The following is a 14,029-nucleotide window of genomic DNA, read 5'->3' on the forward strand; positions in this document are numbered from 1 at the left end:
GGAGCGAGCAGGATGACAGTGAAGCGAAACCGGACTCATGCCGTTGTGCTTGCCACGGTGACCTGCTTTGGGCTGGCGGCGTGTTCGTCGCCGCAGGTGCCCAAGGGCTACACCAAGGATGAAGTGCGCCAGCGCGTGGAAGACGACCGGCGCATGATGTATGCGGACCAGGAGCCCATCAAGGGTCCCATCACCTTCTACGACGCGGCGGCGCGCGCGCTGAAATACAACCTGGACTATCGGCTCAAGCTGATGGAAACCGCGCTGTCGCGCAACCTGGTCGACGTGACCCGGCACGAGATGCTGCCCCGGCTGGTGGCGTCCGCGGGCTACACGTCGCGCTCCAACGATTCGGGCGGCACCTCGGTGGGTATTGAAGACGGCGAAGTCAGCTTGCGGCCGTCGACGTCAGAACAGCGCTATCACCGCCTGGCCGACCTGGAGCTGACCTGGAGCACGCTGGATTTCTTTGTGGCCTACGAGCGCACCCAGCAAAAGGCGGACCAGGTGCTGATGGCCGAAGAGCGCCGCCGCAAGGTGGTGCAGAACGTCTTGCAGGACGTGCGCAACGCCTATTGGCGGGCCTTGGGCGCGCAGCGGCTGATCGCCTCCGTCGATACGCTGATGGTGCAGGTGCGCAGCGGCATCAAGTCGGCGCAGGAAGCCGAGAAGCGCGGCCTGTTGCCGCGCCAGCAGGCGCTGGCCTATCAGCGCGCGCTGCTGGACGCGGTGGGCCTGTTGTCCACGCGGCGGCAAGACCTGGAGTTGGCGCGCGCCGAGCTGGCGGCGCTGATGTCCTTGCCGCCCGGCACGGAATTCCAGGTGGCCGACGACGTCGAGGAAAAGATCCCCGAGCCCAACTTCAACATCGAAGCGCTGGAGCGCCTGGCGCTGGAGAACCGCCCCGAGATCATGGAAGAGTGGTATCGCAAGCGCGTCACCGAAAACGACATCAAGATCGCCAAGGCGGAGCTGTGGCCCAACATCAGCTTCAGCGCGGGCACGCATTACGACTCCAACGACTATCTGTACAACAACAGTTGGTCGTCGGTGGGGCTGCGGATTTCCTGGAACCTGCTCAACATCCTGAAGGCACCCGCGCTGGACGCGGCCGGCGAAAGCCAGAGCAAGGTGGCCGACCTGCGCCGGATGGCGCTGTCGATGGCGGTGCTGACCCAGTTGCGCGTGGCCGCGCAGCGCTATTACCTGGCGCGCGAACAACTGGAATTTGCCGACCAGAGCATGCAGGTGGATGGCCGGTTGCGTGACTACGCCAAGGCCAGCGCCAGCATTTCCGCCGATTCAAAGCTTGAATACATTCGGGCGGATGCGCGCTGGCTCTTGTCGCAGTACCAGCGCTATGCGGCCTATTCGGACGCCCAGGCCGCCTGGGGCCGTCTGTACAACTCCGTGGGCCTGGACGTGATGCCGGAAACCATCGCCAACCATGACCTGACCACGTTGGCGGCTCAAATCAAGACCACCATGCAAGGCTGGGAACGCACGGCGCTGCAGGCCCAGGCCCAAGCGCAAATTCCAACCCCGACCCAAACCTTGACCCAAACCCCAACCACGGGACCCGTCCAATGACGCGGCGACTGGTGTTGTCAGCAGTTCTCTTGTCGGCATGGGCGGGGATGTTCCTGACGCCTGTTGCGCATGGCCAAATCCAGCCGCAATCTCAAGCCGAACCCCCTTTGCCCGGGCCAGGTCAGGCCCAGCCCGGCCTGACCTGGCCGGGCCTGAACGACCCTAACGCCATACGCGTGTTGTTGAGCGCCAATCCGGAAAGCACGATTTCGGCGCCAATGACGGGCCGGCTGGAAAAACTGGACGCTGCGCTGGGCCAGAAGGTGGACAAGGACGCCGTGCTGGTCAAACTGGATTGCGGCGAACCCCGCGCAAGGTTGCGGATGGCGAACGCAGAACTTGCCGGCGCGCGTGAAACCCTGAAAGCCAAGGTCGGCCTGCGCAAGCTGGACGCGGCGGGCGATACCGAAGTGAACCTGGCGCGCGCCGCCACCGACCGCGCCGCCGCCGCCACGGCCCTGGCCCAGGCGCAGGTGGACTATTGCACGGTGGCCGCGCCGTACTCGGGCCGCGTGGCAAAGGTGTATGTGCGGCCGCATGAAAGCGTGGCGGCCGGTGCGCCGCTGTTTGACCTGGTGGGCGACGGGCCGGTCAAGGTGCGCATGAACGTGCCGTCCCTGTTCCTGAAAGACATCAAGATCGGCACACCGTTCCAGATCAACGTCAGCGAAACCGGCAAGACCTATGGCGCAACCGTGTCGGCGGTGAGTGCGCGCGTGGACGCGGTGGCGCAGTCGATCGAACTGGAAGGCCAGGTGCGCGACCCCAACGGCGAATTGCTGCCCGGCATGAGCGGCATCGCGGACTTCCAGGCAGCCACCCAAAACGATGCAAAATGACCTGCTGCTGTTGTTGCAGTTGGCCGAGGTGGAAAGCCTGGCGCGCCAGGCCGACAACGTCCAGCAACTGAGTTTTCACATTGCCAACGACGCGCATCCCTTGCTGGGCTACCGCCAGGCGCTGGTCTTCGAGGACACAGGCGCCGACTGGAAGCTGCTGAACATTTCCGGCCTGGTGTCGGTGGACGAGCAATCCCCCTACATCGTGTGGCTGGCGCAGGCGCGCAAGTGGCTGCGGCTGCGGGTGGCGGACGGGCAAGCGCAGTGGATCGACGCCGACGCGCTGGACAGCGCCAGCCCGCTGGTGCGCGATGGCTGGCGGGAATGGTGGCCGGCAGGCGCCTGGGCCTTGCCGTTGAAGTCGCGCGCGGGCGCCGTGCTGGGCTGGGTGCTGTACCTGATGGAACAACCGCCCACCCCCGGGCACGCCACGCTGATGGGTCGGCTCTGCCAGGCCTGGGCCTACAGTTGGGAACTGCTGGCCCGGCGCCGCAAGCCCCTGCGGCGAAGCTGGAAGCGGCGCTTGCGCATCCTGATTCCGCTGGCGCTGTTGGCGTTGTGTTTTCTGCCCATCCGGCAAAGCGCGCTTGCGCCCGCCGAAGTCACGTCGCTGGACCTGCAAGTGATCAGCGCGCCGCTGGATGGCGTTGTGCAGACCATCCACGTATCGCCCAACCAGGCGGTCAAGGCGGGGCAGGCGCTGTTTTCATTGGACGACACCACGCTCAGCCATCGGCTGGAAGTGGCGGTGCAGGCGGTGGCGGTGGCCGACGCCGAGCTGATGGCGGCCCGTCAAAGCGCTTTCCGTAACGACGAAAGCCGCATCAAGCTGACGACGCTGCAAAGCCGCGCACAAGAGCGGCGCGCCGAGCTGGCGTCGATACGGTCGCAACTGGACCGACTGGATGTGAGCGCGCCGCGCGATGGCATCGCTGTGTTCGCGGATGTGAATGATTGGCTGGGCAAGCCGGTGGTCACGGGCGAACGCATCATGCAATTGGCCGACCCCGCCAAGCCGGCCATGCTGATACAACTGCCCGTGTCCGACGCCATGTCGCTGGAGGTGGGCGCGCCGGTCAGCCTGTTCCTGACGGTGCGGCCGCTGCACCCGCTGGCCGGTGAAATCATCGAAACCAGCTACCAGTCGGCGCTGACACCCGAAGGGGTGCCCAGTTATCGGCTGCGCGCCAGCATCGGCCAGCAAGATGCCGACGACGCGCGCATTGGCCTGAAAGGCACGGCGCGCATCCAGGGCGGGCAATCGTTCCTGGGCTACGAAATCATTCGCCGTCCCTTGGCCACGCTGCGCGCGTTGACCGGGCTCTAGGCACGGGGAGGGCGGCCATGGACGACATGCTGACGCAGCCCTTGCCCGCCTTGCGGGAAGACCTGCGCCTGTTCGCGGGTGCGCCGCACCCCGACGGCAGCCCGGCCTGGATTATTGAAGACCCCGTGCGCAACCGGCATTTCCGCATCGGCTGGCTGGAGTTCGAATGCCTGGCGCGTTGGCACATGCTGCCCGGCGCGCTGCTGGAAGACATCCGCGCCCAGACCTCGCTGGAACCCGATGCCAGCCAGGTGTTCGGGTTTGCGGGCTTCTTGCAGCAGAACCACTTGCTGCGGCCGCATCCCTCGCGCAGCCAGGGCATGGCGCTTGCCGCGCCGGGACGCGAATGGCTGACGCTGAAATGGTGGCTGCACCACTACCTGTTCTTTCGCGTGCCCTTGCTGCGGCCCACGTATTGGCTAAGCCGCATCTATCCGTATCTGCGCTGGCTGTTCAGCCCCGCCACCGCCTGGACCGTCGTCGTCCTAAGTCTGCTGGGCCTGTTCCTGACCCTGCGCCAATGGGACACCTTCCGCCACACGCTCTTTGAATCGGTGTCCTGGGAAGGCGCGCTGGGCTTTGCCTGCGCGCTGGTGGTGGCCAAGACGCTGCACGAATTCGGCCATGCGCTGGTCGCCACGCACATGGGCGTCAGGGTGGGCCACATGGGCGTGGCCTTCCTGGTGATGTGGCCCATGCTCTACACCGACACCAGCGAGTCCTGGCGGCTGGCGGATTCGCGCAAGCGGCTGATGATCGCCAGCGCCGGCATCATCACCGAGCTGGCCATCGCGGGCCTGGCGACGCTGTGCTGGGCGCTGCTGCCACCGGGCGTGCCGCGCCAGGCCTGCTTTTACCTGGCCACCACCAGTTGGGTGCTGTCGCTGTTGCTGAACGCCAGCCCCTTCATGCGCTTCGACGGCTATTTCATTCTGTCGGATTTGCTGGACATGCCCAATCTGCACGAACGCGCTGGCGCCATGACGCGCACCGCGATCCGGCGCCGCTTGTGGGGCTTTGCGGATCCGTGGCCCGAAGACCTGCCCACGCGCGTCAGGCGCAGGATGATTGTGTTCGCCTGCGTGACGTGGCTGTACCGGCTGGTGGTGTACCTGGGCATTGCGCTGGCGGTGTACCACCTGTTCTTCAAGGCGCTGGGCATATTCCTGTTCGCCGTGGAAATTCTCTACTTCATTGCCTTGCCGATCTGGCGGGAGGTGCGTATGTGGTGGCAACGCAAGACCGAAGTCGCGACCCGGCGCCGTGTCGTGCTGCTGTTGCTGCTGACGCTGTTGGTGACCGTGCTGGCCGTGCCCTGGCCCACGTCGGTGCGGGCGCCGGCCCTGGCCCGCAGCGCCAAGATGTGGACGGCCTATGCGCCCGCGCCGGCCATGCTGCTGGAACGCCGGGCGCCAGGCGAAGTCAGCGCGGGCAGCAAACTTATCCTGCTGGACCGCCCGGAACTCAGCAGCGAAGCCTTGGCGGCGCAAGCCAACGTGGCCGGGCAGGCGGCGCGGCTGACCGGGTTGCTGGGCCAGCAGGCGGGCATTGATCAGCAGGCCGCCACCATCGAGGCGCTGGCGCACAGCCGGGCAACCGCGCGTTCGGTGGCGGCCGAACAGGCCCGCCTGGAAGTGGTGGCGCCGTTTGACGGCCAATGGCTGGACGCGCCCGCCGAGATCCAGGCCGGCACCTGGGTCAACCCGAAACAAGCGCTGGGGCGCCTGGTCGACCCTACGCATTGGATTGTTGATGCCTACGTCGGCGAAGCGGATATTCAGTTGTTGAAGCAGGGCGGCGCGGGTTGCTTCTACATTGAACACGACCCCCGGCGCCTGTGCGGTTCCATACGCGGCATCGCGCCGTCGCGCATCCAGCAGATCAACGCGCCCATGTTGACGACGGTACACGGCGGGCCGATTCCCTCGGTGCAAAAGCAAGGCACCCTGGTGCCCGATGACGCGTTGTACGTGGTGACGCTGGATCTGGACGACGTGCCGGCAGGGCTTAACGAGCTGCGGGGCAAGGCCTATTTCAAGGGCGAGGCCCGCAGCAGGCTGATGCAATGGATGCGTTCGTTGGCCAGTCTGGTGATTCGTGAGAGTGGGTTTTGAACCGGGTCGCCAAGGCAAGGCCAAGCTAGTTCGACGCCACCTTCGCGTCGTCCGCCGGGCGTTCCCAGCCCCCGCCCAAGGCGCGGTAAGACGCAATGGCCGCGCGCGCCGATTCGGTTTGGGCCTGCGCGCTGGCATCGCGGGTGCGTAGCACGGCGCTGTCAGCGTCCAGCACTTCTATCAGGCTGACGATGCCGTTCTGGTAGGCCACGAAAGCACTGGTTCGTGCCTGCGTCAGCGCTTGCACGCCGTCGGCCAGGTAGCGCGATTGTTGCTCACGTTTGACCAGGGCCGAGAAGGCGTTCTCCACATCTTCGGAAGCGCGCAACACAGCCAGGCGGTACGCCGCCAGCGCTTCGGCGTTGCGGCCACGGGCGTTTGCGATGTCGGCTTCGATACGGCCGAAGTCGAACAGGCGCCAACGCAGGCCAAGCACGCCTTGCAGTTGATTGGCGCTGTCGTTGAACAGATTGCCGGATAGGGTGGTGGCGGTGCCCAGCACGGCGCCTAGCGAGAATGTGGGGTAGTACTCGGCGATCGCCGCGCCAATACCGGCGTTGGTGGCGGCAAGCTGGCGTTCGGCCGCGATCAGGTCGGGGCGGCGACGCAGCAGGTCGGCCGGCGTGCCGGTGTTGGAAATCGCGGGCGGCAAGGGGATGGGCGCGCTGGCGGCCAGCAGGGCGCGGTTGCTGCCGGGCGGCTCGCCCAGCAGTACGTCCATCGCGTTCATCGCGGCCGACAGCCCGTCTTCCAGTACCGGCACGGTGGCGCGCACTTCGGCCAGCGCGCCTGTCGATTGATGCACCTGGAGTTCCGCCGCGAGCCCGTGGTCGAATTGCAGTTGCACGGTGGCAAGCAATTGGCTGCGGGTCTTGACCTGCTCGCGGGCGATGTCCAGGCGGGTCTGCAAGCCACGAATCAAGACGTAGATGTCGGCGGTCTGTGCCGCCACGGCCAACCGAGCGGCGGCAACGCCGGCCTCGGCGCCCTGGTAGTTGGCGACGGCCGCTTCGCGTTGACGTCGCAAGCCGCCGAACAGGTCGAGCTCCCAGCCGGCATTCAAGCCCAATTCGTAATAGTCGCCGTAGCGCTTGTAGTCGGGCGTGGCGTTCAACAACCGGCCCTGCGGTGTTTCCAGCGACTGGCGCGCGCGGGCGGCCTGGCCTGCCACGGCGGCCGACGGCAGCAACGCGGCAGTGGCGTGGCCCAGGCCCGCGCGCGACTGGGCCACGCGCGCGACAGCCTGCGCGATGTCCAGGTTCTGGTCGAGCGCGCGCTCCACCAATTGGGTCAGCAGCGGGTCATGAAACCCTTGCCACCAGACCCGGGCATCGGCCGCGGCGGGCGCCTGACGCGCCTGAATCGCGGCCTGTCCCATAAAATGCGGGGCTGACGCCGTTTCGGGCTGCTGATAATCGGGGCCGACAGCACAGCCTGTCAGAAGCAAGCTAGATAGAAACAGCGGCAGAGCATGTTTACGGGGCAGCATGACGGGGTCCTGCAAGACAGGTGAAAGAGAAAGTTGGCGCGTCGAACGTCCGTACCGTGGGTTGAGACGCGCCCCTGCATCGAATAAAAACGATCACGAAACCATCGCGAATGGTGACTATTGTACGATATGGTCATTAGTCGTCAATCGATAAAGCTATAAGGTAGCGTTCCTATGTCCGACTCGTCCCAGCAATCCCAAGGCCATCGCGGACCGACCGATCACAGCGTGCGAGACCAGATCGTGCAGGCGGCGAACGCCCACTTCAGCCACTACGGCTACGACAAGACCACGGTGTCCGACCTGGCGCGCGAGATCGGCATTTCCAAGGCCTACATCTACAAGTTCTTCGATTCCAAGCAGTCCATCGGCGAGGCCATATGCACCAACGTGCTGGGCGAGCTGATGGCTGGCGTGGAGCAGGCCATCGCCCAGGCCGAATCGCCCACCGATCGCTTTCGCCGCTTCTTCCTTACCGCCGTGGAGCTTTCCGCCGGGCTGTTTTTCCAGGACAGAAAGCTCTATGAAATCGCGGCGTATTCCTCTATGGAAAAATGGGCATCGTCGCAGGCCTATGAGCAGCGGATGCGAGGCATGCTGACCGACATCCTGCGCGAAGGAAGAGAGCAGGGCGAGTTCGAGCGCAAGACCCCGCTGGACGAAACCGCGCGGTCGATTTATCTGGTGATGCTGCCCTTCATCAGTCCGCTTTTGCTTCAGTACAACCTGGACCGTTTGCCGGATGCCCCGCGTGAAGTGGCAAGCCTGGTGTTGCGCAGCCTGGCCCCCTGAACGCGGGCGTTGTCGTCCGAGCTAAGCAACGAGAAATCCCAATTAGTGACTATTGACAATATTGGTCATTAGATTCACACTGCGCGGCAATCCGATTGCCCCAGGGGTGTCTTATGGTTTCCCGTCGTTCTGCCGTCATGGCAATCCCGGCCATCACGGCCGTCTTGTTGTCCGGCGCATTGGCCGGCGCATTGTCTGGTTGTAGCCCCCGCGCGGCCGATGATCCGCGTACCGGCATACCGTTGGTCAGGGTGGCCACGGTGCAAGCGCCTGCGCCCTTGACCCATGAGTACACCGGGGTAGTGGTGGCGCGGGTGCAGAGCGATCTGGGTTTTCGGGTGAACGGCAAGGTGGCCGAACGTCTGGTCGACACGGGGCAGCAAGTCAAGCGCGGCCAGCCGCTGATGCGGCTGGATCCCACCGACCTGGCGCTGGCGGCGCGGGCCCGTTTGCAGGCGGTGCATGCCGCCCGCGCACGCGCTTCGCAAACAGCGGCTGACGAAAAGCGCTATCGCGTCCTGGTGGGCGCGGGCGCGGTGTCGGCATCCGCCTATGATCAGGCCCGCGCCGCGGCCGATACCGCCCAGGCCGACCTCAGCGCGGCGCAGGCGCAGGCCGATGTGGCGCGCAACGAAACGGGTTACGCCACCCTTTACGCGGATGCCGATGGCGTGGTCATGAGCACGCTGGCCGAACCGGGCCAGGTGGTTAGCGCGGGGCAAGCCGTGGTGCGAGTGGCGCGATCGGGTCCGCGCGAAGCGGTAATCGATCTACCCGAAACCGTTCGGCCGGCGTTGGGTTCCACTGGCGTAGCCACGCTATATGGCGACACAAGCCAGCCCATTCCGGTGCAGTTGCGAGAGCTGTCCGACTACGCCGATCCGCGCACGCGCACGTTTGCCGCGCGCTACGTGCTTGACCCCAAGGCTGCCCAGGCGCCGCTGGGCGCCACCATCTCGGTGTCGATTGCGGGCGCGCAGGCCAAGCCGGTGTTTCAAGTGCCCTTGGCGGCGCTGCACGATGAGGGCCGTGGGCCGGGTGTCTGGGTCTTGTCGGGCGATCCCACGCAAGTGCGCTGGCGTGCCGTCACGTTGGCGGGCCTGGGGGAAGAGACCGCCGCCGTCAGTGCGGGCCTGGCCCCGGGCGAGCGCTTCGTGGCGCTGGGCGCCCACCTGTTGCATGAGGGCGAGACGGTGCGCGTGGCCGCGCCGCAGGGCCCGCGCGCGCTGGCCACGAATGCGGGAGCGGCGCAATGAGCGGGTTCAATATCTCGGCGATCGCGGTGCGCGAGCGCGCCGTCACGCTGTTTCTCATCATCGCGATGTCGGCGGCCGGCATCTTTGCATTCCTGCAATTGGGGCGGGCGGAAGACCCCAGCTTCACGGTCAAGACGATGACGGTGGTCACCGCCTGGCCCGGCGCCACGGCGCAGGAGATGCAGGACCTGGTGTCCGAACCGCTGGAAAAGCGGATGCAGGAACTGAAGTGGTATGACCGCACCGAAACCTTCACGCGGCCCGGTCTTGCTTTCATGACGGTGACCTTGCAAGACAGCACGCCGCCTTCGGCCGTGGCCGAAGAGTTCTACCAGGCGCGCAAGAAGCTGGGCGACGAAGCCGCCAAGCTGCCCCCCGGCGTGCTGCCCCCGATCGTGAACGATGAGTATGGCGACGTGACCTTCGCGCTCTATGCCTTGAAGGCGCACGGCGAACCGCAGCGCAAGCTGGTGCGCGAGGCCGAAGAACTGCGGCAGCGCCTGCTCAAGGTGCAAGGGGTGAAGAAGGTCAACATCCTGGGCGAACGCCCCGAGCGCATCTTCGTGGAGTTCTCCTACGCGCGGCTGGCCACGTTGGGCGTGTCGCCGGGCGAACTCTTCGCCGCGCTCAACGCCCGCAATCAGGTGACGCCGGCCGGTTCGGTCCAGACCCACGGCCAACAGGTGCAAATCCGCCTGGATGGGGCCATTGATGATCTGGAACAAATTCGCGCAACGCCCATCGTGGTCGGCGGGCGCACCTTGCGCGTGGGCGATGTGGCCGACGTGAAGCGCGGCTATGAAGACCCCGCCACGTTTCTGATTCGCAGCCAGGGTGAGCCCGCGTTGATGCTGGGCGTGGTCATGCGCGAAGGCCACAACGGCCTGGAACTGGGCGGCGCGCTTGCCGCCGAGGCCGACGCGATCGCGAAGGATCTGCCGCTGGGCATGACTTTCACCAAGATCACGGATCAGGCCGTCAACATCGAGGAGGCCTACGACGAGTTCATGCTGAAGTTCTTCGTGGCGCTGGTGGTGGTGATCGTGGTGAGCCTGGTCAGCCTGGGCTGGCGCGTGGGCGTGGTGGTAGCGGCCGCCGTGCCGCTGACGCTTGCGGGGGTCTTTGTCATCATGCTTGCCACGGGCCGCGACTTCGATCGCATCACGCTAGGCGCGCTGATCCTGGCGCTGGGGCTGTTGGTGGACGACGCCATCATCGTGATCGAAACCATGGTGGTGAAGATGGAAGAGGGCATGGACCGGATTTCCGCGGCCACCTATGCCTGGGGCCACACGGCCGCGCCCATGCTTGCCGGCACGCTGGTGACCGCCATCGGCTTGATGCCGGTGGGCTTCGCCAAATCCACGGCCGGGGAATACGCCGGCAACATCTTCTGGGTCGTGGCGTTTGCCCTGCTGACGTCCTGGGTGGTGGCGGTGGTGTTCACGCCTTACATCGGCGTCAAGCTCTTGCCCACGATCAAACCCGTGCAGGGCGGCCATGGGGCCATCTACGGCACGCCCGCTTATCAACGCCTGCGACGCGGCATCGTTTGGGCCGTGGCGCACAAGAAAAAGGTCGCGCTCAGCGTGGTCGGCTTGTTCATCCTGTCCTTCGTGGGGCTGGGCCAGGTCAAGCAGCAGTTCTTTCCGGTGTCCGATCGGCCAGAGGTGCTGCTGGAAGTGCAGATGCCAGAGGGTTCCAGTATCGAAAGCACCACCACGGCGGTCACGTCGGTGGAAAAATGGCTGGCCCAGCAACCTGAAGCGAAGCTCGTCACCAGCTACATCGGGCAGGGCGCGCCACGCTTCTATCTGGCGATGTCGCCGGAATTGCCGGACCCCTCATTCGCCAAGATCATTGTGCTGACCGGCAGCGAGAAAGACCGAGACGCGCTCAAGCTGCGCGCGCGCCAGGCGGTGGCCGATCAGCTTGCGCCGCAGGCGCGCGTGCGCGTGTCGCAACTGGTGTTCGGGCCGTATTCGCCGTTTCCGGTGGCGTTTCGCGTAGCGGGGCCGCAGGAAGAACGCGTGCGCCAGATCGCGCAACAGGTACGTCAGGTGATGCAGGAGAACCCGTCAATGCGGCAGGTCAACACCGATTGGGGCGAGCGCGCGCCCACGCTGCATTTCGTGCTGGACCAGGACCGGCTGCGCGCCATCGGCCTGAGCTCGGCCGACGCGGCGCAACAGTTGCAGTTCCTGCTGACGGGCGTCACGGTGACACGGGTGCGCGAGGACATCCGCTCGGTGGAAGTGGTGGCGCGCAGCGCCGGGGCGCAACGCCTGGATCCCGCCCAGATCGGCGCGTTCTCGCTGGTGGGTGCGTCGGGCCAACGGGTGCCGCTGGATCAGATTGGCCGTACCGAGGTGCGGATGGAAAACCCGATCCAGCGTCGTCGCGACCGCGAGGTCACCATCACCGTGCGCGGCGACGTAGCCGAAGGCGTGCAGCCGCCGGATGTTTCCAAGCAGATCCTGCCCAAGCTGCAACCCATCATCGCGGCGCTGCCGGCCGGCTATCACATCGTGGCGGCGGCCGACCTGGAAGAAGCGGGCAAGGCCAATGCGGCGCTGGCCGCGGTGTTCCCGCTGATGTTCATCCTGATGCTGGTGGTGATCATCTTCCAGGTGCGTTCAATGTCGGCCATGATCATGGTCGTGCTGACCGCGCCGCTGGCGCTGGTGGGCGTGGTGCCGACGCTGCTGCTGTTCAACCAGCCGTTCGGGTTCAACGCCATCCTGGGCATGATCGGCCTGGCCGGCATCATCATGCGCAACACCTTGATTCTGATGGGCCAGATCCATACCAACGAAGCGGAAGGATTGACGCCTTTCCACGCCGTGGTGGAAGCCACGGTGCAGCGTGCCCGGCCGGTGATTCTGACCTCGTTGGCCGCCGTGCTGGCGTTCATTCCCCTGACGTTCTCGGTGTTCTGGGGCTCGCTGGCCTACACCCTGATCGGCGGCACTATTGGCGGCACGATATTGACGCTGGTATTCCTGCCGGCCCTGTACGCCATCTGGTTCCGCATCAATCCGAGGCAAACGCCGGCCGTGGAAGAACCCCAGGCGGCCGGCGCCTTGCATCAGCTACACCGCTGACACGTTCCCCGCCGAGCCGCCCTTGGCGGCGTCCGGCGGCACCGTCACGATAGACGTCAACGACGGGTCCGCCGGCTTCAGCGCCGCCAGGTTCGGTCGCGGGCGTTGCAGTTCGGCATTGCCCGCAAAGGCCTGTTCCATGCCTTGCGCCGCCTGCAGCACCTCGCGGTCGCCTCGGAAGCGCCCCACGATCTGCATGCCAAAGGGCATGCCCAGGTGGTCGCTGCCGCAAGGCAGGGTCAGGGCAGGGTGGGTGGTCAGCGTGATCACATACGTAAGCGCCAGCCAGCGGTAGTAGTTTTCCTGGCGGCGGCCGTTGATGGACTCGGCGTACAACTGCGTCCACGGAAACGGCGAGACGGGCGTGGTGGGCGACAGGATCAGGTCGTAGTCGTCGAAGGCGCGCTGGAAACGCTTGATCAAGCGCGTCTGTTCCGCCTGCGCCCAGGCGCAATCCTTCAGGCTCATGGCCGCGCCCATTTCGAAGTTGGCGCGGCTGTTGGGGCCAAGGCTGCTGGGGTCTTTCTCGTAGGCGTCGCGCATGCCGGCCACGAAGGCCTCGGCGCGCAGCACGTCAAAGCAGCGGTGGGCGTCGCCAAAGTCCAGGTCGATGGGATCGCAGGCGGCGAACAGGTGGCGCATGGCCGCGATCTTGGCGCGGAAGGTGGCGCGGATGCCGTCATCCACGTCGCACACCCCGAAGTCTTCGGTATAGGCCACGCGCAGGCGGCCCAGGTCGGCGGTGCCGGGGGTCAGGAATTGCAGCGGGTCCAGCGGATAGCTGAGCGGGTCGCCGGCGTCGGGGCCGGCGCTGGCCGCCATTTGCAGGCAGGCATCGGCCACCGTGCGGCCCATCGGACCCACCACCGAGATCGGCGTCCAGCCCAGCAGCTTGCGCACGCTGGGCACCACCCCGGGCGACGGCCGAAAGCCCACCACACCACACTTGGACGCCGGAATGCGCAACGAGCCGCCGGTGTCAGACCCCGTACACAGCGGGAACATGTCGGTGGCCAGCGCGGCCGCCGAGCCACCCGAGGACCCGCCCGCGTTCAGGTTGGGGTTGAACGGGTTGCCGGTGGCGCCCCACACGGTGTTGCGCGAATTGGCGCCCGCGCCCATTTCGGGCACGTTGGTTTTGGCCGCCACGATGGCCCCGGCGTGGCGCAGGCGCGCCACCAGCGTCACGTCTTCCGTTGGCACGTGGTCGCGGTAGATCTGTGAGCCGAAGGTGGTGAGCAAACCGGCGGTGGGTTCCAGGTCTTTCACACCCAGCGGCAGGCCGTGCAAAAGGCCCAGCGTGTCGCCCGACATCACCGCCTGTTCGGCGGCGCGTGCTTCGGCGCGGGCCCGCTCGAACGCGGTGGCGGTCACGGCGTTGATGTAGGGGTTGACGGCCTCGACGCGCGCAATGCACGCCTCCAGCAGTTCCACGGGCGAGAGTTGGCGCGCCCCGATCAGGCGCCGCAACTCCACCGCGGACAAGGTGACGAGCGTATCGTCCAGTGCCATGAAAGC

Annotated in this window: 9 protein-coding genes; 7 read left to right on the top strand and 2 right to left on the bottom strand. The window is 66.0% G+C overall.

Features of this window, described 5'->3' with window-relative positions:
- Positions 1 to 12 precede the first annotated feature (12 nt).
- From P8T11_RS04885 to P8T11_RS04900, 4 genes are read left to right on the top strand one after another with little or no spacing between them, the layout of a single operon-like run.
- Positions 13 to 1,590, top strand: a complete 1,578-nt coding sequence (locus tag P8T11_RS04885) for a TolC family protein (RefSeq protein WP_268077998.1) — start codon at positions 13 to 15, stop codon at positions 1,588 to 1,590.
- Positions 1,587 to 2,429, top strand: coding sequence for an efflux RND transporter periplasmic adaptor subunit (locus tag P8T11_RS04890; RefSeq protein WP_268077997.1), 843 nt, complete (start codon positions 1,587 to 1,589; stop codon positions 2,427 to 2,429). Before P8T11_RS04885 ends, P8T11_RS04890 begins: the two co-directional genes overlap by 4 nt.
- Positions 2,419 to 3,756, top strand: a complete 1,338-nt coding sequence (locus P8T11_RS04895; protein ID WP_268077996.1) for an efflux RND transporter periplasmic adaptor subunit — start codon at positions 2,419 to 2,421, stop codon at positions 3,754 to 3,756. The genes P8T11_RS04890 and P8T11_RS04895 overlap by 11 nt, the downstream gene beginning before the upstream one ends.
- A 17-nt stretch (positions 3,757 to 3,773) precedes the next feature.
- Positions 3,774 to 5,870 (top strand): HlyD family efflux transporter periplasmic adaptor subunit, encoded by a 2,097-nt coding sequence (locus P8T11_RS04900; RefSeq protein ID WP_268077995.1) that lies wholly within the window; start codon positions 3,774 to 3,776, stop codon positions 5,868 to 5,870.
- Between the two features lie 25 nt (positions 5,871 to 5,895).
- Here the strand turns inward: P8T11_RS04900 and P8T11_RS04905 are convergent, their stop codons facing one another.
- Complete coding sequence (locus P8T11_RS04905; RefSeq protein WP_268077994.1) at positions 5,896 to 7,359, bottom strand: efflux transporter outer membrane subunit; 1,464 nt, start codon at positions 7,357 to 7,359, stop codon at positions 5,896 to 5,898.
- 174 nt (positions 7,360 to 7,533) lie between these two features.
- On the opposite strand from P8T11_RS04905, the gene P8T11_RS04910 reads away from it, so the two are divergent.
- The 3 genes from P8T11_RS04910 to P8T11_RS04920 all read left to right on the top strand — a co-directional run bounded on the left by P8T11_RS04910 (position 7,534) and on the right by P8T11_RS04920 (position 12,511).
- Entirely contained in the window at positions 7,534 to 8,151 is a 618-nt protein-coding gene (locus P8T11_RS04910; RefSeq protein WP_268077993.1) for a TetR/AcrR family transcriptional regulator, read from the top strand.
- Positions 8,152 to 8,264: 113 nt separating this feature from the next.
- Positions 8,265 to 9,407 (top strand): efflux RND transporter periplasmic adaptor subunit, encoded by a 1,143-nt coding sequence (locus P8T11_RS04915; protein WP_268077992.1) that lies wholly within the window; start codon positions 8,265 to 8,267, stop codon positions 9,405 to 9,407.
- A complete protein-coding gene (locus P8T11_RS04920; protein ID WP_268077991.1) occupies positions 9,404 to 12,511 on the top strand; it encodes an efflux RND transporter permease subunit in 3,108 nt (1,035 codons plus the stop codon). The genes P8T11_RS04915 and P8T11_RS04920 overlap by 4 nt, the downstream gene beginning before the upstream one ends.
- Here the strand turns inward: P8T11_RS04920 and P8T11_RS04925 are convergent.
- A complete protein-coding gene (locus P8T11_RS04925; RefSeq protein WP_268077990.1) occupies positions 12,500 to 14,023 on the bottom strand; it encodes an amidase in 1,524 nt (507 codons plus the stop codon). The two genes, P8T11_RS04920 and P8T11_RS04925, sit on opposite strands and share 12 nt — an antisense overlap.
- Positions 14,024 to 14,029: the final 6 nt, after the last annotated feature.

Source organism: Achromobacter spanius (genome assembly GCF_029637605.1).
Lineage (GTDB): Bacteria > Pseudomonadota > Gammaproteobacteria > Burkholderiales > Burkholderiaceae_B > Achromobacter > Achromobacter spanius_E.